Annotated in this window: 17 protein-coding genes; 5 read left to right on the top strand and 12 right to left on the bottom strand. The window is 42.1% G+C overall.

Annotated features, from left to right (window positions below):
* Positions 1–142: 142 nt before the first annotated feature.
* The 3 genes from C0J08_RS07820 to C0J08_RS07830 all read right to left on the bottom strand — a co-directional run bounded on the left by C0J08_RS07820 (position 143) and on the right by C0J08_RS07830 (position 3,350).
* Entirely contained in the window at positions 143–1,387 is a 1,245-nt protein-coding gene (locus C0J08_RS07820) for an MDR family MFS transporter (protein WP_212655554.1), read from the bottom strand.
* Between the two features lie 64 nt (positions 1,388–1,451).
* Complete coding sequence (locus C0J08_RS07825) at positions 1,452–2,294, bottom strand: ABC transporter ATP-binding protein (protein WP_212655557.1); 843 nt, start codon at positions 2,292–2,294, stop codon at positions 1,452–1,454.
* A gap of 3 nt (positions 2,295–2,297) precedes the next feature.
* Positions 2,298–3,350 (bottom strand): FecCD family ABC transporter permease, encoded by a 1,053-nt coding sequence (locus tag C0J08_RS07830; protein ID WP_212655559.1) that lies wholly within the window; start codon positions 3,348–3,350, stop codon positions 2,298–2,300.
* Positions 3,351–3,871: 521 nt separating this feature from the next.
* On the opposite strand from C0J08_RS07830, the gene C0J08_RS07835 reads away from it, so the two are divergent.
* The gene (locus tag C0J08_RS07835; RefSeq protein WP_212655562.1) at positions 3,872–5,047 is read left to right on the top strand and encodes an isochorismate synthase; all 1,176 of its coding nucleotides are present in this window, start codon (positions 3,872–3,874) and stop codon (positions 5,045–5,047) included.
* Complete coding sequence (gene dhbA / locus C0J08_RS07840) at positions 5,044–5,802, top strand: 2,3-dihydro-2,3-dihydroxybenzoate dehydrogenase (protein WP_283247156.1); 759 nt, start codon at positions 5,044–5,046, stop codon at positions 5,800–5,802. The genes C0J08_RS07835 and dhbA overlap by 4 nt, the downstream gene beginning before the upstream one ends.
* Positions 5,803–5,873: 71 nt before the next feature.
* On the opposite strand, the gene C0J08_RS07845 is transcribed toward dhbA, so the two are convergent.
* From C0J08_RS07845 to C0J08_RS07875, 7 genes are all read right to left on the bottom strand, one after another.
* Complete coding sequence (locus C0J08_RS07845) at positions 5,874–8,114, bottom strand: TonB-dependent receptor (RefSeq protein ID WP_212655564.1); 2,241 nt, start codon at positions 8,112–8,114, stop codon at positions 5,874–5,876.
* 94 nt (positions 8,115–8,208) lie between these two features.
* Positions 8,209–9,177, bottom strand: coding sequence for a siderophore ABC transporter substrate-binding protein (locus tag C0J08_RS07850; RefSeq protein WP_283247157.1), 969 nt, complete (start codon positions 9,175–9,177; stop codon positions 8,209–8,211).
* 10 nt (positions 9,178–9,187) lie between these two features.
* Complete coding sequence (locus tag C0J08_RS07855; RefSeq protein ID WP_169459891.1) at positions 9,188–9,949, bottom strand: iron ABC transporter ATP-binding protein; 762 nt, start codon at positions 9,947–9,949, stop codon at positions 9,188–9,190.
* The gene (locus C0J08_RS07860; RefSeq protein WP_249344576.1) at positions 9,946–10,896 is read right to left on the bottom strand and encodes an iron chelate uptake ABC transporter family permease subunit; all 951 of its coding nucleotides are present in this window, start codon (positions 10,894–10,896) and stop codon (positions 9,946–9,948) included. Before C0J08_RS07860 ends, C0J08_RS07855 begins: the two co-directional genes overlap by 4 nt.
* Entirely contained in the window at positions 10,893–11,834 is a 942-nt protein-coding gene (locus C0J08_RS07865) for an ABC transporter permease (RefSeq protein WP_212656270.1), read from the bottom strand. The genes C0J08_RS07860 and C0J08_RS07865 overlap by 4 nt, the downstream gene beginning before the upstream one ends.
* A 117-nt stretch (positions 11,835–11,951) precedes the next feature.
* Positions 11,952–13,289: a putative histamine N-monooxygenase gene (basC, locus tag C0J08_RS07870; RefSeq protein WP_212655567.1), complete on the bottom strand. Its 1,338-nt coding sequence runs from the start codon at positions 13,287–13,289 to the stop codon at positions 11,952–11,954.
* 33 nt (positions 13,290–13,322) lie between these two features.
* On the bottom strand, positions 13,323–16,259 hold the full coding sequence (locus tag C0J08_RS07875) for a condensation domain-containing protein (RefSeq protein WP_212655568.1): 2,937 nt from the start codon (positions 16,257–16,259) through the stop codon (positions 13,323–13,325).
* Positions 16,260–16,443: 184 nt separating this feature from the next.
* On the opposite strand from C0J08_RS07875, the gene C0J08_RS07880 reads away from it, so the two are divergent.
* The 3 genes from C0J08_RS07880 to C0J08_RS07890 all read left to right on the top strand — a co-directional run bounded on the left by C0J08_RS07880 (position 16,444) and on the right by C0J08_RS07890 (position 20,917).
* On the top strand, positions 16,444–18,051 hold the full coding sequence (locus tag C0J08_RS07880; RefSeq protein WP_212655570.1) for a (2,3-dihydroxybenzoyl)adenylate synthase: 1,608 nt from the start codon (positions 16,444–16,446) through the stop codon (positions 18,049–18,051).
* 37 nt (positions 18,052–18,088) lie between these two features.
* Positions 18,089–18,988, top strand: a complete 900-nt coding sequence (locus C0J08_RS07885) for an isochorismatase (protein WP_212655573.1) — start codon at positions 18,089–18,091, stop codon at positions 18,986–18,988.
* A 63-nt stretch (positions 18,989–19,051) separates the two neighbouring features.
* Complete coding sequence (locus C0J08_RS07890) at positions 19,052–20,917, top strand: AMP-binding protein (protein ID WP_212655574.1); 1,866 nt, start codon at positions 19,052–19,054, stop codon at positions 20,915–20,917.
* Positions 20,918–20,987: 70 nt separating this feature from the next.
* On the opposite strand, the gene C0J08_RS07895 is transcribed toward C0J08_RS07890, so the two are convergent.
* Together C0J08_RS07895 and C0J08_RS07900 are read right to left on the bottom strand one after the other, a co-directional pair.
* Positions 20,988–22,580, bottom strand: coding sequence for an ABC transporter ATP-binding protein (locus tag C0J08_RS07895; RefSeq protein WP_212655575.1), 1,593 nt, complete (start codon positions 22,578–22,580; stop codon positions 20,988–20,990).
* Positions 22,577–24,187: an ATP-binding cassette domain-containing protein gene (locus C0J08_RS07900; protein ID WP_212655576.1), complete on the bottom strand. Its 1,611-nt coding sequence runs from the start codon at positions 24,185–24,187 to the stop codon at positions 22,577–22,579. The genes C0J08_RS07895 and C0J08_RS07900 overlap by 4 nt, the downstream gene beginning before the upstream one ends.
* Between the last annotated feature and the right edge of the window lie 34 nt (positions 24,188–24,221).

Genomic DNA, 24,221 nt, shown 5'->3' on the forward strand with positions numbered 1-24,221 from the left:
GCGCGTTATCCATTAGCGCTTAATTATTACTTAAAATAGCATGCTTTTATGTTGTGATTAAGTTTAGCTACAATAAATTACATTTATATGACTAGATCACTGATGGCATAAGTCTCAGATGGCTGAGGATATCTTTCTAATGTTAGAGAGGCCGAAAAAGCAGCGTACTTTGATGTTTTGTATGGCTTGAGACTTGCTTATACAAAAGGATTCCTGATATTAGACCAAAGCCAGCTAGCCCAGACCAAATCCAAATGTGATCGATGTTGGTAGAAGATAACAACCATCCTGTACTGATGTTGCCGATAAAAGCATATACTCCACCTACGCAAGAGTACAAACCATAATAGCTGCCTAACTCTTTTGGCTCGCAAAATTTTGGTATATAAGCACCTAACAACGGGAAAACCAACATGGATCCTAGACTAAAAAAAACAGCACATAGTATGAATGGAAGTGCTGGAAACCATGGTAAGTTAATGTTTATCCATAGATAGCATGAGCCCATAATGGCCATTCCGAAACCGATACCGCGAGCTGTCCCCAAGTTGGACTCTACAAATCGGCTTACAGGCATTTGCATTAGAACTCCCATAATGGAAGACGTTGCAAACACCCATGTAATGATAGTGACATCTTGTGTGACTAAACGAATTTCATGGGGAACAGCAATGTAGAGCTGGTGGAAGAGTAAGTGATAAACAGAGGAACACATGACAAATTGAATAAAGGTTTTGTGTCTGAGCATCTGGCCCCACTGTCTCCAAAACTGCGAGTGAGTGTGTATAGTACTTTTTTGTGATTCGAGCTCAGGCAAATAACGCCACTGAATAACAAATAGAACAGAAAATAATCCAGCAGAAATAATTCCCACTAAAGCGAAGTCAAAGTAAAGTAGCGTTAAGCCTACCAATGGCCCTAGCAGCATCCCCGCCCCAGAAGTTAAGTTTTGCAACGCAAACACTCTGTCTCGTGCTCTTTGCTCTGGGTATTCAGAGGCTAAGTAGGCTTGACTGCTGGGAGTAAAAAGAGCGCCCGCGAAACCAGAACAAAATGCCCCTAATAATAATATGGGAACTGTTTGACCAATACCTAGTAGGGTAAATCCGACAATACGAATGGCACATCCTAATAAAATAAGGCGTTTGTAACCTAATCTGTCTCCTAGCGTACCACCTACTAAATACATACCTTGCTGACTTAATACTCTAAGTCCGATGATTACGCCAACGTACCAACCACTTATCCCTAAATTATGTTGCAAGTGATCTGCTAAATAGGGGAGGAGCATGTAAAAGCCAAGATTGAATGTGAAACCGTTTATCACTAAAACTCGTCCAGCAGGAGAGAGTAACGCCCAATCTTTTAGGATGTGTCTAGAAAACATGATGTTGTTAATGTAAGCCTTAATAAAACAATGTTATGAAGTGTTTAGGTATTATTTGTTATGGCTAGGATGCTTGGTAAACACTTTCTTTGACGTTCATAGTTTGTTCTTTTGGGGAGATACTTTTAGTCGTCACTGATCGGCTTTTGCGGATAGTTCGTACAAAGGGAACACCTGCAGTATCTCTTGTGACTTCAGCTTTAACCTTATAAACGCTTTCTACTAGCGACGGGGTGAGTATGTCGCTGGGATGTCCGCTAGCAACTAGCTTTCCATCTTTTAGAACCAACAAATTATCAGCGTATTGAGCGGCAAGGTTTAAATCATGAAGTACCATTATTGTAACCCAATTTTGCTCTTTTGTTTGCGCATCCAAATGATCTAAAAGAACATGCTGAAAATGCAAATCTAAGGCGCTAACGGGTTCGTCTAACATGAGTATTTTGGGTTTTCTCATTAATGCTTGAGCAAACAATATCATTTGGCACTGACCGCCACTGAGTTTATTGACCTGTTTATCAGCAAGATGTAATAGACCAATTTTATCTAGGGCGGATAAGGCTTCTTTTATTACGCTATCGTCTAAACGTAAGCCTAAAGAATCTAACTGCCCAAGTAATACGACTTCTAAAGCACTTAACTCTACATCGAGGCGAATATCTTGTGGCATATAGCCAAATTGTTTGCGCCAATGTGATAGCTGTTTTCGTTGTAATGTTTGATTGGCGAAGGAAATTTCGCCAGATTCTGTCTGGATATCGCCAAATAATGTCTTTAATAAGGTGCTTTTGCCAGTGCCATTTGGACCTATAATCACGTTGACCTTTCCAGGTTTAAGGTGAAAACTCATATCCTTGGCTAGAATTAGATCATCCAGAGCGATGTTTAGATTGGTTACCTGCAACATAAGTTAGCGCCTTTTACCTAAAATCAGCCAAAAAAAGAAAGGGACCCCTATGATGGCTGTCACTATACCAATTGGGAAAAGTGCACCGGGAACAATAACTTTTGACATGACAGATGCACTAGATAGTAAGAACGCGCCAATAACAAAAGAAAGTGGTAAGAAAAAACGTTGGTCTTCACCCACTAAAATTTTAGCGATGTTTGGTGCCACAATACCAACAAATCCAATAATGCCAACAAAACTGGTCACTGTCGCTGTCATAACGGCAACTATGAGCAGGGTACGCAAGCGGAGTTGAGTTATATTGATTCCGAGACTTTTTGCTCTTTCTTCTCCTAAGCGTAATGCCGTTAGTTTCCATGCATCACGGATTAAAAAGAACATGCAAACAACGGTCACACCAATGATAATAGACAGATTAGACCAAGAGGCTTTTGACAAGCTACCAAAGAGCCAAAATAGAATTTGTTGGCTGAGTTCTGGTGAAGAAATAAATTGTACTAGAGATAGTAAGGATTGAAATAAGAATAGCAGTGCAATTCCTGCCAATATAAGTTGGCCAGAACTGATGTGTCTCATAGTTGCAAGTGCAAATAAAAATGTCGCTGCTAGCATGCAGCAAACAAAGGCTCCTAGTGGTACTGCAATATAGGTGCTTATACCCAATGAACCAAGATACAGCATCATAGCGGCACCAAAGCCAGCAGCTGCGGCCATGCCTAGTGTATATGGACTTGCCATTGAGTTGTTAAGTAAGGTTTGCATTTCCGCACCACCAACACCTAACACGCCACCAACAACAACCGCCATGATGGCAATAGGAAGACGTAAACTTGAAACAATGACTTGTGTTGTTGGGTCAACCTCGACTGGCAATCCAACAAGATTTAGTAGGGCATTAGCAACCTCTTTTACATTGAGCAAAGAGGGTCCTGTTGCAATATCTAATACAAATGAAAAGATAAGAATAATGAGCAGAATGCTGATAACAGTCCAACGGCGCTTTTCACTACGTCGTTGACTTGCAATAGCATCAGAAATTATGGCTGATTGCATTATTATATTACCAATATTTTAAGGGCGTTTGATGTGCTGCTACAATTGGGCTGTTTAATTGATAGTTGCATATGAAATAACGATATTTTTAGATGTTTAACACCTTTACCAAATGTTCTCACCAGACAATCGACCAACAGTGACTTCCTAATTTTTACTTAAACATATCCTGCAAAATAGAGACGCCTATTGCTAAAACCAACAGTATGCGTAGATCCATTAATATGTTTTTATTGAGAATTATTTCCGTTTGGAATCTTACGGATAGATGAGAATTAATCAAGGGCTTTGTTAAGATTTAAAGCGCATTTAAGAGTCATTACTATTAAAAAATAAAAAATAGCCCTCTCCACTATCCTTTAGCTCCACTAGCGATTCTTGTATCACTCATTTTTTAGCCACTTTCTGCTTTGATCGTCTTACACATAATTTACGAGTAAATTGCTCGTCATATTAATTGCAAGTGATTATCATTGTCTTTATATTATTTGATAATGATTATCATTAAAAGGAGTTTTTTTATGGACATTACCTCTCCAAGCTATGCTCGGCCTTTCGCTCTGAATCCCTCTCAAGATGATTTGTTTTTATTTAATTCTAGCTTCAATCTTGTACGAACAAATGGGATTAGCCAGCGGCTTAATATTCCCGTTCTCGATCATACCTTCTCTCAAGAGGTCGACGCGCTTTTTAGCAAAGAAAAATCACAAGGAAAGGTTAATCCTATTCTCGTGGGGGCGATTCCTTTTGATATGAGTCAGCCTGCGCATCTGGTGGTGCCTGAATGGTATGAAAAAGTGACGCCTATGGATCGCACAATGACACCTTTTGTCGATCCTGATTTTGTCCACTATGTGCATGAGTCTGGATTTGCTCCAAGCCACGTCGATTTTATAGGCATGATAGAAGACGTATTATCCCGTTTTGCGAGTGATTCTTTAAAAAAAGTGGTGCTGTCAAAAATATTGAAGCTCACTTTAGATAAAAAAGTAGATATTCCTCGGCTATTGGCGAATATCATGGCACAAAATCCTAGTGCCTATCATTTTAGCGTTCCGCTTGATAATAGCGTTCTGATAGGCGCAAGCCCTGAATTACTTATCAGAAAGCAGGGTAACAAGATATTTTCAAATCCCTTAGCTGGGTCTTCGAAACGCTCGAATGATATAGACGCCGATAAACAGGCAGCAATTACACTTTCCAATTCTTCTAAGGATCGTTATGAGCATCAGCTAGTTGTTGATGCAATTCGCTCTGCTTTACAGCCTATTGTTAAAAATCTTAAAGCGCGGGAAGAGCCTAGCCTGATTAGCACACCCACTATGTGGCATTTATCGACGCATATTGAAGCAACACTATCTAGCGTATACACGCCTTCCATATTTGATCTTATAAAGTGCATTCACCCAACTCCTGCTATGTGTGGCACCCCCACGCTACAAGCAAAGAGCCATATTGAGTCTTTAGAACCGCATCAAAGAGGGTTTTTTAGTGGTTTGGTTGGATGGTGCGATGCACAAGGTAATGGTGAATGGGCGATTGCTATCCGGTGCGCGCAAGTGTCAGGAGAAAAAGTGACGCTGTTCGCTGGCGCTGGGGTTGTGCCTGATTCAGATCCAGAGAGTGAGTGGTTAGAAACCAGCGCTAAAATGCGCACTATGCTGAATGCATTCGGAATTAAGGATGATGTTATATGATTAACTCGCTAGACTTTTCAGGTAAGACGGTTTGGGTGACAGGAGCAGGAAGAGGAATAGGGTTAGAGGTTGCTAATCAATTTGTTTCTCTGGGGGCCAAGGTTATTGGCTTTGATTTGTCGTTTGATCATGAATTTTATGGCTTTGATTATGTAACATTAGACATTAGTAATGAAGAAGCAGTTTCTCGTATTGTGCCTGAGGTACTGAGTGACTTTCCACGATTAGATGTATTAGTAAATGGGGCTGGGATATTACGGCTGGGAAGCCTAGAAGAGACAAGCTTTGAGGATTTCAAACACTGCTTTAACGTCAATGCTGGCGGTGCATTTTTAATGATTAAGCATACGACTCCGACGTTTAAGGGGCAAAAAAGTGGGGCGATAGTCACTATTAGTTCGAACGCTGCAAAAGTCCCTCGTCAGAATATGGCGGCTTATTGTGCCTCAAAAGCCGCATTATCAGCACTTAGTCATACTGCAGGATTAGAGCTAGCGCCTTATGGCATTCGGTGTAATCTGGTGTGTCCGGGTTCTACTGATACGCCTATGCAACGTATGTTGTGGACAAATGATGACGCCGAGCAAAACACTATCAAAGGCTTTCCTGAGGAATATAAACTTGGTATACCATTAGGGAAAATAGCTAAGCCAAGTGATATTGCTCAAGTCGTTTTATTTTTTGCTTCCGATATGTCGAACCATATCACTATGCAAGATGTTGTCGTTGATGGTGGTGCGACATTAAACGTTTAAATAAGTCGTAATGAAAAACGCCTATCAATTTCTGATAGGCGTTTTTTTATGCTTTGTCACAAAGGGTATGTTTAGAAATCCATTGATGCAGATAGCGTTAATGATCGACCTTCAACCAGCCCCAAAGCATTATAGCTTGCCGTTGTCCAAGTATCTTTGTCCGTTAGGTTATTGATATTGGCTCTAATTGTGATAGGTAATTGGTTCACCGAGGTCGCATACCGAGCCCCTAACCCAAATAGAGTGTAGCCTGGAATCGAACGTTTATTATCACTTTCCAAATACTGTTTGGATAGGCTATTTGCGTTAACGATTAAGGTTAGATTCTCGATATACGGAGTATCCCATTCGGCTCCCAATTTGGCTTGCCATTTTGCAACTCCTGCAGATTGATTACCATCATTGGTTCCACCTTTTGTGGATGTGAGTTCAGCGTCAATATGAGTCAGACCGCCCATTAGACGAATATTATCAACTGGTGTACCAAAGAAGCTCCATTCCACACCACGGTTATGCTGTTCACCATAGATACCATATACATTGGTGTCTGGATCTGTGTAACCACTAGGTCGTTCAATTTCGTAGAGACTAACTGTATGTGTAAAGCGGCCTTGATCAAGTTTCAAACCAACTTCTTTTTGCTTGGTTTTATAGGGAGAAAATAGTTCCCCTGCATTGTTTGCACTTGTTGGCGCCGTGGCACCCTTACTTAACCCTTCAATGTAGTTTGCATAAGCAGAAACTTGATCGGTTAATTTTACGACGAGCGCTGCTGAAGGGCTAACTGCACTTTTATCATACTTTGCTCCAGTAGATATCATCCCTCCTGTTTCTTCAGTTTTAACTTGCTGGTGGCGTGCACCTAGTGTTAATTGATATTTGTCATCAGCAAAAGACAATGTATCCGCTACTCCCAAACTGGTTAGTGTTGTTTCTGTGGTCGTCAAAAGCGGATAATTTAAGTCTAGATTCGGTCTTGTGCCCCATACCGGGTTGTAAAGGTTAGAATCAATTGTCACACCACGAAATCTTGCAGCGAAGAGATTGTATTCTTCCTCATAGCGGGTAATGTTTGTGGCTACTTGGTGACCCACATCCCCGGTATGGAAACGACCATTTAGCCCCATTTCTAGTGATGTTCTTTGATTATCGTCACCAACACCGCCAAGAGTTGTCTTCATATCGCCATTCGTATTATATACTTCAGCTTTGTCAGCACTGAGGCCGTGATAATTCCACTTGGTTATTCCGGCGGAAGCGTAAGCGGTCAGTTGGTCATTAATATCAAATTCGCCACGCACCATCGCCCCTTTGGTTTCGCTTTCATAAAAATTCCAGCTTGGGTTCAATAGCGTATCGTTAGAGGGGGCGCTTGGAATACTAAGACCCGAAGCTATGCTTATTCCCCTTGTTGGCGCATCAACATTTTCTTTGGTGTGGTAAAGGTCGGCGGATAAGCGGACTCGATCACCTCGCCAATCCAATGCGATAGCCCCTAATTGAGATTCATTTTCTTGGTGATCAATGGTTCCATCGCCTGATAAGTAGGCTGCATTCACTCGAACGCCAAATTGTTTGTCTTGGCCAAAGCGGCGACTTACATCGACACTAGCGCCAAGTTGTGAGTCGGATAGGTATTTCGTTGTTAAGCGAGTTAAAGGTTCATCACCTGCGCGTTTGGTGACTAAATTAACGGATCCACCTATAGAACCACCTGGAGGCATACCATTAAGCATGGCAGAAGGGCCTTTTTGCACATCCACGCTTTCATACATTTCTGTGGCGCTGCGGTAGTATGGTGCCATGCCAGCTAAACCGTTAACCGTTGCATCATTACTATTGAAACTGAAACCTCGAATTGAATAGCTTTCTCGACTTTCACCGCTGGTGTTAGTGTTATGAACAGAAGGGTCCGTGGCACTAATAACATCAGAAATATCATTCGATTGTTGGTCTTGAATATATTTGTCTGTATAGCTGATGGCATTGAATGGGTTATCTAAAGTGTCTTTATCTCCTAAAAAACCTGTGTGGCTTGTTTCTAAAACTTGTCCATTACTGCCAGAGTACACTGGTTTTTTTTCACGGGAATCTTCGACTGTGATTTCTGGAAGAGCAACCGCTGAAACTGCGTTGTTTTCTTTTGTCGTTGTTTGAGTTTCTGCATAAGCAGATTGGCTATACAAAAAAACGGTTCCAGCTGCGATACCTGCATAGAGGGCATTTTTTGCGGCGTGATGTTTTAAAAAAAGCGTTTCTTGGTTGCTTTTTTTAGTCTTTTTTTCATTTCCCGCATATTGAGAGGAGTACATATAAAACATCCTATTGTTTTAGTAGAAGAGTTGATAAGAGTAATGTATAGAATTGATATTAATATCACTAATGATAATCATTATCAATAAAATATTATTCTTTGGCCTTTTTATATCCTTCGGCGATATCGTTAAGCATAATTTTAATGGCGGTAGGGCTTGCCGCTGCAATATACCAAGCATCTGCATCGGCAAAAATGACACGCCCATTTTTCCAAGCTTTGGTTTGACGAAGTAGTGGATTACTTATCTCATCAGGTTTGATTACGTCACGGCGTTCCATAACGGCTGTTCGATCGACTATATAGATGATGTCTGGATCTGCTTGTTTTATAAACTCGCTCGAAATGGGTTGGCCGTGAAGCCCTGTTTCTTTGTCGCTGTTTGCTGGTTGAACACCTAACTCATTAAATACGAAGCCATAACGTGACTGTTTGCCAAAGCTACTAAATGAGCCGTTGTTGTGGAGGACAACGAGTGCTTTTTCTGGTCGGTTTTGTGTTAGCTGTTGTATTTCTTTGACTTTATTGTCTAGTTCGAGAGATTTTTCCTTTGCCAATTGCTCTTTACCGAAAATACTTCCTAAAATAAGTAGGTGCTCTTTGATACTAGCAATGTGATGATTTGTCATTGTGTTGAAATACAGTGTTGGAGCAAATCTAGATAGCTCTTCATAATTGCTTGTATGCAATGGCGTCATAAGGATTAAATCAGGTTTTAAAGCATGCACACGTTCCATATTTGGCTGAACAATCGCGCCTAAGTCCTCAATGCTCGAATCGTTTTTATAAGAGGCAAGGTAATGAGGTATAAAATCTTTTGCCATTCCGGCAACGGGAATGTTGAGTTGATCTAAAAAGTCGACTTCATTCATATCAAGAGCCGCCACTCGCTCTGGTCTTTGGTTTAAGACGGTTGTACCAAGGTCATGTTGAATGGTTAGTGGGGGATCAAACTTGTGTGACACCTGCTCTGATTCAACGGGCTTCTTTTCGCATCCTTGTAATGAGATAAGTAGCATTGCACTAAGACCAAAAATCCATTTTCGTTTATTCATCTTCATATTTTTCTCCTTACAGATTGAAGTAGTTGCATAGGCAACCACGCTTATTTCGAATGACCTCAAAATCCAGGTCGTACAAAGCTTTTAGATTGTTTTCTGTTATTACTTGCTCAGAACTACCATTAAATTTCAGCGTGCCATTTTTTAAAGCGACAATATGGTCTGAGTAGTTTGCAGCGAAGTTGATATCGTGAATGACTAGAAGCACGGTACGCCCTTGCTCATCACATAGGCGGCGAAGGGCTTGCATTATCTGTACTGCATGCTTCATATCTAGGTTATTTAGGGGTTCATCCAGCAGTAAAATATCTGTCTTTTGGGCTACCGTCATCGCCAAGAAAGCCATTTGTCGTTGTCCGCCACTTAATTCATCTAAATAAGCGTTTCGTATAGCTTCCAGCTCTAAAAATTCGATTGATTCTTCAATAATGTCTCTATCTTCTTGAGTTAGGTGTCCTCTGCTGTAAGGGAAGCGCCCAAATGAAATGAGCTCTTCTACTGTTAGCCGTAGATTAAAACCTGGAGACTGACGAAGTGTGGCAACTCGGTGAGCGTATTCCGCTGTTTTTATATTGTTTACTTTCTGGCCATTTAAAGCGATGTGACCACTACTTGGCTCGAGTAGTTTGGCTATCATCATTAGAAGCGTTGATTTACCTGCACCATTCGGTCCAATCAAAGAGGTGATGCCAGCCGTTGGAAATTCCAGGCTGATGTCGGTGACTACCGGCTTTGTGCCATAGGTTTTATGGAGGTTGTGAACAGTTATCATGTGGTTCCTCTAGTACGGACAATCAGTGCAAGGAAGTAGACCCCACAAACAAGATTGATAAGAATGCTGACGCTAGTTTTATAGTTAAATACATGCTCAACGAAGAGTTGAGCCACTAAAAATATAATCAGGGAAACCGTAAAAGCGATGGGAATGACAGTTCTGTGTTTATGACTGCCTGCGAGTACATAAGCTATATTGGCAATGAAGATTCCCATGAAACCGGTGGGGCCAATTAAGCTCGTTGATACTGCAACCAGTACAGCAATGAGAGCCAAATATAAACTGATGTATTTAGCGTGATCGACTCCAAGAGAGATGGATTGCTCTCTACCAAGTGACATGACATCTAATATGGGGAGCGTCTTTCTGCCCATCCACAAGCAAACGGCTACTATAAAAGCGCCGTAGAACAGAGTGTCAGGTTTTGAGCGATTAAAAGAGGTGTAGCTTAAACCTTGAAAAATAGAAAATTCACCTGGGCTAATGCTAAGTTGAATAAACTGAGTAATCGTGGCGATCACGGTTGTTAGGACTAGGCCAAATAGCAGCAACATATAAATGTTATTTTTACATCTAGGTAAAAGCCAATAATGCAGAGCCCATGAGTAAAGCAACATGATCGCGATTGATATGGCAAAATTACCACTAACACTTAAGATGGTTAGCCCATGAGCACCTAATATGAAGAGCAATACGGCCTGCCATAATAAATAAACGGACTCATACCCCATTATTGATGGCGATAGAATTCGATTACCAACAATGGTTTGGAATAAAACCGCAGATACGGCAAGGCAAATACTGCCAAGAATAATGGTTGATAGACGCAATAAACGCTTAGGAATGATGTAATCAAAGTCGAGATCTGACCCAATAAAAATAAAAAAGCACATCAACAATAAGGTGAAAAGCAATGTCCCCCAAATTTTCATACTTGTACTCATTTGATCCCCCTCAATATTAAGATGAGGAACATCACTCCACCTATGCCTCCAGCTGTTAAGCCAATAGGGACTTCAAATGGGTAAATGATTAAGCGTCCCAAAATATCGCAAAGGATAAGCAAGCATGCACCACCTAACGCGACGATAGGCAGTGTTCGCGATAATTTTTCTCCGTACTTTAGAGCAACCAAATTTGGAATAACCAGACCCACAAATGGAATACTGCCAACCGTAATAACAGTGGCAGCTACGGTAACCGCCACAAGTATTAGACCGATGGCTGCGGTGCTGGCGTAGCCAAGACCTAAGCTGGAAGCCATCTCTTCCCCCATGCCTAGTACGGTAAAACGGTGGGCGTAAAGGTAAGCCAAGATGATGACGGGTAAGATGATATAAATGAGCTCATAATGCTCTTGAACGACTTTCGAGAAATCGCCTAATAACCAGCCCTGCATACTTTGTAACATATTATTTTTATAGGCATAAAACTCCGCTATTGAGCTCAATACGCTGCCATACATTAGCCCCAACACTGGGATAAGTACGGTGTTTTTGAATTCAATCCGATTAATGATGAAAATAAATAAGAGGCTTGCGGCTAAACAAAAGAGCATAGCAAAGAGCATTTTAGAGCTTGTGCTAGCCCCAGGAAGCATGGTCAGCGAGATCAGTAGCCCAAGTTTGGCGGCATCTAAACCTCCAGAGGTGGCTGGCTCAACAAATTTGTTACGCACTATATGCTGCAAGATGACACCGCTAATGGCTAATCCTATACCTGTCAGTATTAAGGCAATTAGTCTTGGTAGACGGCTGGCGGTAAGAGTTAGCCAAGCATCTTTAGAACCATTTAAGACATCGATCCAAACCAGCTGTTGTGCGCCAATGGTTAGCGAAACGATGCAAAGCGTTACAAGTAAAATGGATAACCGTAATATCATTAGCAATAGGCTTCACTTGAAATGATTAAACATAATTAGACAAGCCACTGTTTTGTATAGAAGTGGCTTGCCTAATGTCGTTTTTGATTAACTAGTTTGCGTAAGCAAGTTTAGTTTTTATGAATCAAGGATGGCTCCTTCGGGAATTCCATACTGCTGAAAGGAAGTGTTTTTGTGAGGTCGATATACCTCGCGTTGAGCCAGTTGGTTAATAATGACTGAATTACGGCAAGCCCCCACACCTAAGTCTGGAGAGGCAACACTTTGCTGGAATATTTCGGCGTTTTGGATGAAAATCTTGCCTAAACCTTTGTCGCATCGTTGGGCGGTAAAGTTCTTTTCAACAATAAAATCGTTGTTGTCATCGACAGCCAGAACAGAACCTTTCAGGTGTTCTAGCCATGTTGGCCATTCATGAACATACCCAACCCCGGCAATAACGGCATCGGCTTCTAGAGAAAACGTTTTCCCTAGCTGGGTGTGTTTACATTTTATTGTGACTTTACTCGACAGGTCGGTTTCCTCAATTGAATTGACTTGGCAATTTGGGTTTAAAGAAAGACCAGGGTATTGGCCGCCAGTAGAGCGTTCGTATAGCAGGTCATATATCTCGGCAATAGTCGAGCAACTGATGCCTTTAAACAATAAGCCTTGTCCTGCTGCAATTTTACGTCGCTGCTCTCTTGATAGATCTTGGAAATAATTCATGTAGGAAGGTGTAAAGCATTCCTGTCCTAGCTTTGAATACTCCATGGGGTGATAACCAGCGGATTGTGTTATCCAACGGATAGAAGCTCCATTCTTTATTTGTTCAGGAGTGAGTGATCTAAATAAAGCTAAGACACATTCAGCGGCACTTTGTCCTGATCCGATAACGGTGACATTTTGGCATTGCGTGAGCTTTTCTTGTAAGTAGAAAAATTCCGAGGCGTGTTTTACTAAGGGATGACGACACTCTGCCAGCCATTTAGGAATATTAGGCTTGGTTCCAATACCGATCGCGATATTTGGGCTGGTATACTGCTTTTTTTGTCCTGAGGCTGTCAGTTCACTATAAATAGTAAAGGTGTCATCTTGCTGATTGTAACTGACCTCAGTGACATTTTCGCCAAAATTGCAGTTAGGTAGCTGATTGGCAGCCCATCGGCAATAGTGATTGTACTCAACCCTAGGAATTTGGAAGTTTTCATAGTAGTAAAACTGATACAAACGATCATGCTGAGACAAATAGTTTAAATAACTCAGTTTATGACTAGGGTCTGCCATAGTGACTAAATCTGCAAAGAACGGCACTTGTAGGGTGGTTCCAGGTAATAAAAGACCGGGGTGCCAATGAAACTCTGAATTTCGTTCTAAGAAAACTGATGTTAGATCGTCATGTGTTGAAAGTAAGGCCGCTAACCCTAAGTTGAATGGTCCAATGCCAATACCGATTATGTTTGTTTTGCTTTCCATATTAAATAAACCTCCAGAATAGAATGTATGCCATTAAATAGAATGGGTTGGCTGTGGATGTTGGACGGTAGCGTTATCAGATGTATTAATTAGATTTAATAACTGTTCCACATCTTGGATGTTGCGACATTGAAAAACGTCTTTGGCTGAAAGCGAGATTGAGAATGTCTCTTGTAGACGTTTTAAGATGATCTTTAGGTGATTGGGACGAAGTCCCATATTGATAAAACTGGTTTCTTTCGTAATGTAGTCTTTTGATTCAACGCCAATGGTCTCGGTATAAATAGCGAGTAATTCTTGATGCAGAGAAGGTCGAGTATCTTCGGCTTGAAAAGAATAGGTGTGATCACTGTCTTTGGTATTTTGAATAAAGCATTGTTCAGTATCAAAAGAGAATTTGTTTGTATTGATAATTTGTTGGATCGCTTTTTCTACCGCAAGCAGAAAGTCATGTATTGCTGTGCTTTTAATGGCGTTATTAGCGTAGTCGATGCTTAAAATGAGCGCACCGTCTTGTTGGGTTGAGAAACGAATATCCATGGCAACTTGTGGTGTTTGCGTTAAACCATCTTTCAGTTGCATCGGATGCGCTTTTGAAAGAGTGGGCCACGATAAGCCATTGGTGATGACAATAGGGAGTACAGGCCCTGTGCCACACTGTTCAAATAGCATACGAGCCAGATCTACTCCCGAGAATGAAAGATGTTGAAGGCCTTCGAGAATATCAGATTGAAGCGTTTTAGCTTGCTGACTTAAGTTGCCGGAGCCAACTTGCCAGGCAACCGCAATGAAGGTTGAGCGGTTAGATAGTGCGCCTGAATACATGGGTAATACAGGCACCGCCACATGGGTTGAGTGGTTTTTAGACCAGTAAGCGAGTAGCTCTAATATAATCGACATGATTGCTGAGTTTTTAAACAAACCGTGTTTGGCTGCAATCTTAACGAGTGGACGAAATTCGCTATGTTTGATGGTGATGTTGTTTCGCTCATACGTTGCAACGCCTAATTTATCGAGTGGCATCCGCCAAGGAATTTGAGGCGTTGTATTAATCGAAGAAAGCTTATTCTTCCAATATGTCATGTCTGACTTACGTTGCTCAGCGTCATTATGATTTACGTCATCGGGTACTTCTGGCTGAAGAGAGGGAAGTGGTTCTGGCTTACTTTGCTCCATGTTAAATAACTCAACCATTAATGAAGCAATGGACCGGCCATCTAAAATTAATGCATCAAAGCGCGTAAAGACGGTTAATAGTTCGTCCTTTAAGTAAAAAATTGTGATATCCCAAGGTGAGAAATCAAGATTAAATAGGGCGTGACTGTATGTATCTCGATAGTTTTCAATATAAGTGGCAGCTATCTGAGCTGGTTGTTCGCTTAAGTCGATTTCTTTTAGATTGACTACCGCTTTATCAGTAACAACTTGAGTTAATTTGTTGGTGTCGATATAGGTACGAAGACTTTCATGGCGTTGAACCATGTCCACAAGTCGATTTTTAAGTAATGAGGCATCAAAGCGGCCGTGATACTCGCGAAACTCTTGCATGGCAACGCCACCTAAAGGGAGTTGTGTCGTGCGGCCTAGTAAATACGCTTTTTGTATGGCGGATAAAGGCGATGTTTTGCGTGTGTCAGACTCATCTTTTTTGAAAGAAAACCCTTCTAAACTGCCAAGATCTTTATCTAAAAGCTCGGGTTCCTTACTAATCTTTTTGAGTAGATAAGTAAATTTTTCAAAGAGCTTGTTAACCCAATCTAAGGGCAATGCATCTAAACGAACATCCCAATTTATTAGCAAGCTTCCTTCAGTGCGAACAATCTGAGCATCCAGTGCCACTTGTGGGCCTTGTGATACGCTCCAAACCATTGAACCAAAAGTCTTTTGTACAGAATTTGAAAACAGTTCACCCTCAGGCATATCTAATGCAGCGGTAAAAACAATGGGGGCAATTTGTGCTGTGCCGTGATGGCGAGAAAGGTCGCGCATGATATTGACACCAGGATAATGTGAGTGCTCCAGTAACTCGATCATTTGTTCTGCAATGCTCTGAACTAATGAGGTTAAGTTTAGTTGTGGAGCAATATCTACATTGAGTAAGACGAAATTAGCAAAGTCACCAACACATCGGTTTATCTCTGGTAATACGGGTTCTCTCCAAAAAGTAGGGACATTAAGTCTGAAGTATTTCTCGTTTATTGATTGGCTCAAGCAGAATGCAAATAGACCTAATGTAAGGTTTGACAATGTGACTTTATTGTATCGAGCAAGTTGCTGTAGGCATTCTGATTCTTCTGGTGTGAGAGTCGCTCGTAAGCAATGGCTTTTCACTTGCTGTGAGTTGGCGTTATTGGTAGGCAGTGAGGGCGAAGGAGCAATATCGAGAAGACGAGATTGCCACCACTTACGGTCTCTTTGAACGAACTTCTTTAAATCAGTATTGGACCTGATCGCATTGTGCCATTCAAAGAAAGAAGGTGCTGGTGTAAAGCTGGTCTCATTGTCTAAATAAAATAAAGTTAGGTCCTCCATAAGTCGACGAAAACTCGAAGGATCTACCGCAATCATATCCGTATCAATATGCAGGCGAAAACCATTGTTGCTAAGTAAGCTAACAGAAAATCTTGCCGTTTGTCCGTTCGCAAGATCTAGCCGTTGATGCGTCCATTGCTCTCTTTTATTTAATAAGTATTTCTCTTGTTCTGTGATGGATAGGTCGGTTAGATCATCGATTTCTAAAAGAGGAGATTCTGCTCTTGGTTTTATTTCTGCGGTGCCATCTGAGCTTAAGGTAAGTCGTAATAGCGAGTGTTCCAAATAGACACGTTGCAATGCCGCTTCCAATTTGTTTAGGTCAATTATTTGACCATCAAATTCCGTGTAAAGGTGGGCGGCAACACCGCCTAAAAAATCAGAGTCGGTTAAGCGTCCAAACCAGCATGCGGCTTGCATCGAGGTTAATTCATTCATTATGCGCCTACTCAGTTGACAAAATAAAACAGATACGTAATCTTACATTTAAATGATAATGATTCCTAGTAAGTTTTGATAATTATTATTGTTTGTAATGTTCTTAGTCAATGAAAAGTGCCTAAGGTTGGTTGTTGTGTGTACTTTTGGATTACTTAACTGATGTTTCAGAGGATTGAAATATATGGCCAAAAAACTTATTGAATATCATCGTTGGCCTGAAGAGAGGGCTAAGCAGTATCGTGAAAAAGGTTACTGGATTGATAAACCTTTAACGGAGATTTTAGCTAAGCAATGTGAGATAAATCCGAATGCGATTGCGGTAGTGAGCGGCCATCGCCAAATTCGTTATGCTGAGTTGGATCGCTTATCTTCTAATCTTGCGTTTCGTATTGCCCAGCAAGGTATTGGGAAAGGAGATACCGCCTTAGTACAACTGCCAAATATTGCAGAATTTTATATTGTGTTTTTTGCTTTATTGAAAGCGGGAGTGGTGCCGCTTAATGCACTTTATTCACATCGACAATATGAGCTACAAAGTTTTTGTCGACAAATCACACCTAAGTTATTAATCGTCTCAAGCGATCATGATGTATTTGCTGATGACGCTTTTATAGAGTCTCTTCAAGCTTCTGGAATTGGGCCGCAAGTTATTTTGAAGCTGGATGATAAACCGGGTCTCTTTAGCCTATCTTCATGGATTGAGCAGGAAAATGAAGGCTCGATAGACTTTTCTCCTACCCCGGCTGATGAAGTCGCCTTTTTTCAGTTGTCTGGAGGGAGTACGGGGACACCTAAACTCATTCCACGAACGCATAATGATTACTACTATAGTGTCAGGGCGAGTGCGGATATTTGTTGTTTAGATACAGACACTCGGCTGCTTTGCTCCTTACCTGCCGCTCATAATTTTATGTTGAGTTCTCCCGGTGCGCTTGGTGTTTTTTATGCGGGAGGTTGTGTCGTGATGGCGCCTGATCCAGAGCCATTGAATTGTTTTGCATTAATTAAGCAGTACCAAGTCAATATGGCTTCTTTAGTTCCAAGTGCTGTAGTCGCATGGGTTGAACAAGCCGCCGATTATTCTCAAGATTTGCAAACATTGCAGCTTATTCAAGTGGGTGGGGCAAATTTCTCTGAGTCATTGGCGCGACAAGTTCCTGACGTTCTGGGATGTCGATTGCAGCAGGTTTTTGGTATGGCTGAAGGCTTGGTTAATTATACGCGTCTCGATGATCCAGACGAGCAAGTGTTTACGAGTCAAGGGCGACCGATCAGCCCTGATGATGAAATCATTATTCTCGACGAACAAGGCAGTCAGGTTCCTGATGGTGAGGCTGGGGTGTTGATGACTCGTGGCCCTTATACCTTTTGTGGTTATTACCAAAGTCCTGATCATAATGCTAAAGCGTTCGATGCAGAGGGCTATTATTGCTCCGGAGACTTAGTGCTAAGAACTCAGGAAGGGAATATCAAAGTCGTTGGACGAGTGAAAGATCAAATTAATCGTGCCGGAGAAAAAATTGCTTCTGAAGAAATAGAAAACCTTATCCTTGCCCATCCAGATATTCTTCATGTCGCCCTGGTTGCCATTGATGACTCGCGTCTTGGTGAAAAAAGTTGTGCATTCATTGTGGCTCGAACTTCTACTTTTAAACCGTCTGCCCTAAGGCGGTATTTGCTCGATCTAGGGATTGCTCAATACAAGATTCCTGATCGTGTTCGATTGATTGAATCTATGCCTTTAACGGCCGTAGGGAAAATTGATAAGAAAGTATTACGCAGCCTATAAACACATTAAATCTATTTAAAATATTAAGTGAGTGCACGTGACTATTAAAAAAATTTCTGACTACCCAATGCCTAACTCCGCTGATTACCCTGCTAATAAAGTTGATTGGGAAATTGACCCAAAGCGGGCCGTGTTGCTTATTCATGATATGCAGCGTTATTTTGTGAATTTTTATGATACGCAAGGACCATTGATCACTAGCCTAATACAAAACCTAGTGCGATTACGTGAATGGGCTTACGCAAATAATGTTCCGGTGGTTTATACCGCTCAACCGTATGAGCAGCCAGATGTTGATAGGGCGTTACTTAATGCAATGTGGGGGCCTGGATTGCCCGCATCAACGAAAGATCAGCAGCTTATCATTGATCAATTGACGCCAAATGAACATGACGTTGTTTTGACGAAATGGCGATATAGCGCATTTGCTCGCTCCGATTTACGTGAGCGCCTACAGAAGTGGGGGAGAGATCAACTTATTGTGGGCGGTGTGTATGCACATATTGGATGCATGGTTACTTGTGTCGATGCTTTTATGGGCGATGTACAACCTTTTTTAGTTGGTAACGCGGTGGCAGATTTTTCTGAAGATGAGCATTTCTTGGCTTTAAAGTATGTCTCATCCCGCTGTGGCAAAGTAATCGATGTCGAATCCTTAAGCCAATCCAGTACGAAGGCTCTCACTCAAGAATGGCTTTATGCACGAGTGCAACAACTGATAGAAGAAGATGAGGAGCTGGACCCAGATGAAAACCTAATTGTATATGGTTTAGATTCACTCAAAATCATGCAATTTGCCTCTGACCTCAAAGCTTACAATATTGCTATTAGCTTTGAAGAAATTGCTCGTAATCCTACCTTATCAAATTGGTGGGCTTTGATTCAGGAACGTCAAATAAACGTACCAGACACCAATGAAACACCTGAGCCGGCATGAACTTATAACACTTAAGATTACGTTATATGGATGAATGTACCGAATATAGGTGGAGTAAAGTATATGAAAGAAGCTGAGTGCGAATTGGCAGAATGCGGGTGTAATAATGCAACGATGATGGCGGATTATCTATATAGAATTCAACGTAACCTATTTGTAGATTGCTCTAATAAAAGCGCGTTGGTATTTGATAAAGAACACATTAGTTATCGTGATCTTGGTGCCAATGTAGCGAAAATGATTGGAGCATTTAAACAAGAAGGACTGGTCGCAGGCTCGGTCGTGGCAATTTGCTTACGAAAGAGCCCTGAATACATTTATACCGTGTTGGCTTGTGCTTTGACTGGTGTTATTTGGCTTCCTATAGACGCAGATTCGCCATTAGCAAGACAAAACTATTTGTTATCAAATAGCCATGCCGATAGAAGAGTAAGCGACGGGGATGCGGTATTAGAGTCGACGCTTAATGTTCGCTCTATCCTTGAAGAGGATTATGAACCAGAAATTGGCGAAGGTTGTTTCGAATACAAGCTAGATAATTCACCTGCTTACTACCTCTACACATCAGGAAGTACTGGGACGCCTAAGTGTGTTGTGTTGAACAATCAAGCGACGGCAAATGTTTTACAGCAAACCATAGAACGCTGGCACATTAGTGCCAGTGATACTTTTATGGCCGTTACCCCTTTTCATCATGATATGTCGGTCTTTGATATTTTTGCTGCTATTTCTGTTGGTGCCACGTTAGTGGTTCCAACCTTTGAGCAGCAAAAGAATGCTTTAGATTGGGCTAAATTAGTGGCTGAAAATCGCATCACTATTTGGGTGAGTGTGCCTGCTATTGTCGATATGTTGTTTACTGTTGCGAAAAAAGAGCAGTTGTTATCTTTGCGTCTGATTGCTCAAGGTGGGGATTATATTAAGCCTTCACTAATCTCTCGGATTAGAATGCAGTTGCCTGATGTCGTTTTGTTTTCCTTAGGAGGACCAACTGAAACGACTATCTGGAGTATTTGGCATGAGATAAGTGAGGTTGATCAAGAAGCTATTCCCTATGGTAAGCCGTTGCTGAATAACCAATATTTTATTCTGAATGAACTGCATCAAGCTTGTGCTGTGGGTGAAGTTGGTAGGATGTATATGTCAGGTATGAACTTATCGAATGGTTATTTACTCGACGGAAAAATAATACCAAAAGACTTCATTCAAATTCAGACTTCAAAGAATAAGATTGAAACGGTTTTTCAAATGAGTGATTTAGGTTACTTCAGAGAAGATCAGACTATTATCTTTGCAGGAAGAGAAGAAGGATACTTAAAAGTTCAGGGGGTCAGGATAGCCGCCGCTGAGGTCGAAAACGCTATGTCTCAGCATCCGCAAGTTCATGATGCCGTTGTCGTTTGCTGTACTCATCCTGAAGCTGATGTTATTGAGCTGGTGGCTATTTATACCCAGGAGTTTAAAGCGCTGGATAAACCGTTAGAGTTTGTGAATCTAAGGGGTTATTTGCAGGATTATTTGCCAAGTTCACATATTCCCACTAGAGGTTTGTTGGTTGAGGCGTTGCCATTAACCGCAAACGGTAAAATTGACCGTAAAGCACTATTAAATATGGCGCAAAAGCAGCTGTATCATCGGTTGTCTTATTCACCGTCTAGTCAATCGAAAGATCTTAAAGGCCTTAGAGATGAAGGGATAAATGAGGTGGTTTTTGAGGCTTTTGAGCATGTTGTAAAAGACCATGGAGTTCAAACTATTTCAGCGAATACTCAATTGTCCTCATTTAATATTCGGCCTAAGCAGTTGATGGTAATTGCCAAATATTTGACGGAGCGGGGTGGTGTCGAAATCGATTTTTATGCATTAGCAAGATGTCGGACCGTTGGGGAGGTTATCCGTCTCATGCAGGGGTCAATAAACGCAGCCTAGGTTACATTGAAGAGGAACAAAAAACAGGGAGATCTCATTCTCCCTGTTTTTTTGTTACTAAGAAAAAGTGCTAGTTTGTTAAATCAATTGTTTGGCTAGGGTGCCAAGGTGTCGCGTCTCTATGGGTGACAAAAATGATGGTCGTATCAATAGAATCAAGAGCTGCAACAATATCATGCTCTGTCTTTTCATCTAATGCTGAAGTGGCTTCATCTAAAATTAAAATGGGCGCTTGTTTTATCAATGCGCGAGCGATGGTGACGCGTTGGCGCTCACCACCAGATAATGCGTTACCTTGCTGACCAACTGACTGGTGTATGCCTTCTGGAGAGCGATCAATAATGCTATCTAATGACGCTAGCCTTGCTGCTCTTTCTATTTCTTGGTCGTTGGCCTTGGGTTTACCAATACGTATGTTATCTGCAAGGGAACCAGTAAAAACGATGGGGTCTTGAGGTACATAGGCAATAAGGTGAGCTAGTTCTTCATAAGACATTTCTTTGAGTTTTATGTTACCAACTGAAATCGTGCCCTCATCAGGATCATCAAAGCGCATCAGTAGCTCTAGTAAGGTGCTTTTTCCGCTGCCGCTTGGGCCCGAAATATTCACTCGACTGCCTGAAGGGATGATGGCATTTATATTTTCTAATACGGGTGATTGACTGACTTGATCGATGCAAATATCAAATGTTGTAGGCGCGGCTTTGGGTGTGCTGGGTTCAGCCAGCTGCGGCGCTTCGGTTGTTTGCTGGAAGTTACGTAAAGAGGCTTTTAGGTCGTTAACGCCTAATCCAGCGGTTGCTAATTCGCCCAATGGCGCTGATGCACGTCCCATTAAGACCAGTACCGCTAATAGCGTGGGGGAGGAGTGGTCGTTTCCAGATAGCATCATAAAGACAGCAATACCTGCCATAGGTAAAACACTAGCAAGGGTCGAGATGAATATAGCTGAAGCGGAGGCTAAATTGGTTTTTGTTAAGGCTCGTTCTTGCTTTTGCCAACGTTGCTCAAGGCGTTCTATCGCTCGTACGGGACCGGCGGCAGTACGCAAAAGCTCAAGGTGATCAACAAATTCCAGGGTAGCGGCAGAGGTATTGCTTTGTGCAGAACTGCGTTGGGCGTCAGCCCGCTTTAAGGCGCGCTGCGATAGAAATTGTACGACCAATGATAAGGTTAATAACATGCAAGCAATCAGCGCAATGTTTAATCCCGCGACCGCCCCTATGCCGAAGACTAGACAGAGCGGCAAGAAAGGAGCATGAAGAAAACTTTGCAATTGGTGAGCGGGGATGCTCATAAACCCAGGAATGCCCTGACCGGCCATGCTGGCTATTTTTGAACGATGATCATTAGTAAACCAAGACAGTTTGGTTCTCGCTAGGGCATGGCCTAATGCGGCATATAAGTCTCCTGCGAGTCGTACGCCAGTTAAGTATCCAGAACGATTGACGAAAACCGTGACCAAAATGGCGACACCAGCACTGGTTAAGATCCATTGGGGCGACCAATTATTAACGATACCAAGCGCTATCATAGTGTAGGCAAAGGCTTCTAATCCTGCGACAAGGATCCAACCTAAGCTTACATTCATTAAGCGTTGGCGTGCCGCAGCGGGTAGGGCGGAAAGAGGCGAGTTGTTGGCTTGTTCCATATTGTGTTTCATAACTGGTCCTCCGTTGTATTTGCTTGTGTTAATTCGAGTTGGGCTGCGGCATTTGCGGCTAAAGCTTTATCGTGAGTGACCATCACAATGGTTTTTTCTTGTTCGCGAGCAAAGCGTTCTAGTTCCACCATTAATTGCTTTGCCTTCCTACTATCTAGAGCACTGGTAGGTTCATCTAGCAATATAACGCTAGCGTTTGATAGAAATACCCTAGCGATACCTAGTCGTTGACGTTCACCGCCAGAGAGTGTTTGAGCTTGGGTTTCTAGATCGACTTTTAATTGGGCGCAAAGAAGAGCGGCATTGAGTTGTTCAATGCTGGCTTCAGGCGCAATTAAACGTAAATTTTCCGCTACGGTAGCAGGCAGAGCATCGCCACCTTGGGGGATCAGCAAAATAGATTGGTAGCATGTTAGTTCACTCAATTGAGTTATATCCATTTGCTCTAAAAGAACCTGTCCAACTTGCAGCCTCTCTAATCCAGCCAAGATGCGAAGTAAGGTCGTTTTTCCTATTCCACTTGGCCCAGTGATGGCATTTAGTGCTTTGGGTTGGAAGGTATAATTTAAGTTATTCAACAGTTGGGAGTCATCGATAGAGAAATGGGCGTTTTTCAGTGTGAGAGTGGCGGCGTGTTTTTGTTGTGTGATTGGCCCTGTCGACAATGACGGAAGCTCTAATAATGTAATGATTCTGCCCAATGCCGCCTTACCAGAGCTGACATAATCAAGCCCATGACCAAGGCGTAGCGCGGGAGTCACGATAGCTAGACTAAAGAATAGTGTGGCTGCCAGCGTTGTCATGTTGGCGTCATAAGCAATTAAATACGCGATGGCAAACGTGGCCACGGCCTGTAGCAGAGCCACGGCCATACCCGCTAAGGTTGCCACTTTACTGACCCACATAACCATGCTGTTAGTAAAGCGTTGGGTTGAATTGTCATATGCTGCTAGGGCGCCAGATTGCTGTCCATATATCCGATTGACTCGAATGCCACGACTGTAATCGTCGACTGCTGAGATGATTTCTCCCATAACTTTCATACGTGCTTCGCCATCTCTAGCATTGATGTATGGCACGACAACCAAATAGTATGAAGAGGCGAGAATGCCGGGTAATAGCACCCATAAGGCCGAGAGCCCCACTATATTGATTAAGAGCAAGATAGCGGCAATAGGTAAAACAACGAAGTTGGTGATTTCTGATGGCAGGTGAGCCACCATATGGTGCAGTTTTTCAATGTCGCTGGAGACTAGGTTTCGTAGGCTCTGATCGTTTTGCTTGGTAAGTGTTGTTGATGGTAATCGCACTAAATGATTGGCAACTTGACGTCTTAATCTAGCAGAAAAATCGGCTTCGCCATCGTGGGCTAACCACGAAGCGGCCGCAGCGAAAATAGCGCCGAGTAACCAGCATAAAACGGCTGAACTTACCCAGCTGAATGATAAGTTACCAACCAATTGAATCAAGCACCACAACGCGGCAAGCATGGCCAAACCTGATATTGAAGCGAAGAGTGCGCCAGCTACAAGTTTGGGGAGAGCGGGTCGTAGAGCATCGGCAGTGTCTTTGTTTGTTAAGAGACTGCGTAAAGTGGGCTTATTCATATGACTCGCCTCCATTGTCCGTAATTTAGTCTTT

Origin of the sequence: Marinomonas sp. CT5 (assembly GCF_018336975.1) — a bacterium.
In the GTDB taxonomy this organism is placed as follows: Bacteria; Pseudomonadota; Gammaproteobacteria; order Pseudomonadales; family Marinomonadaceae; genus Marinomonas.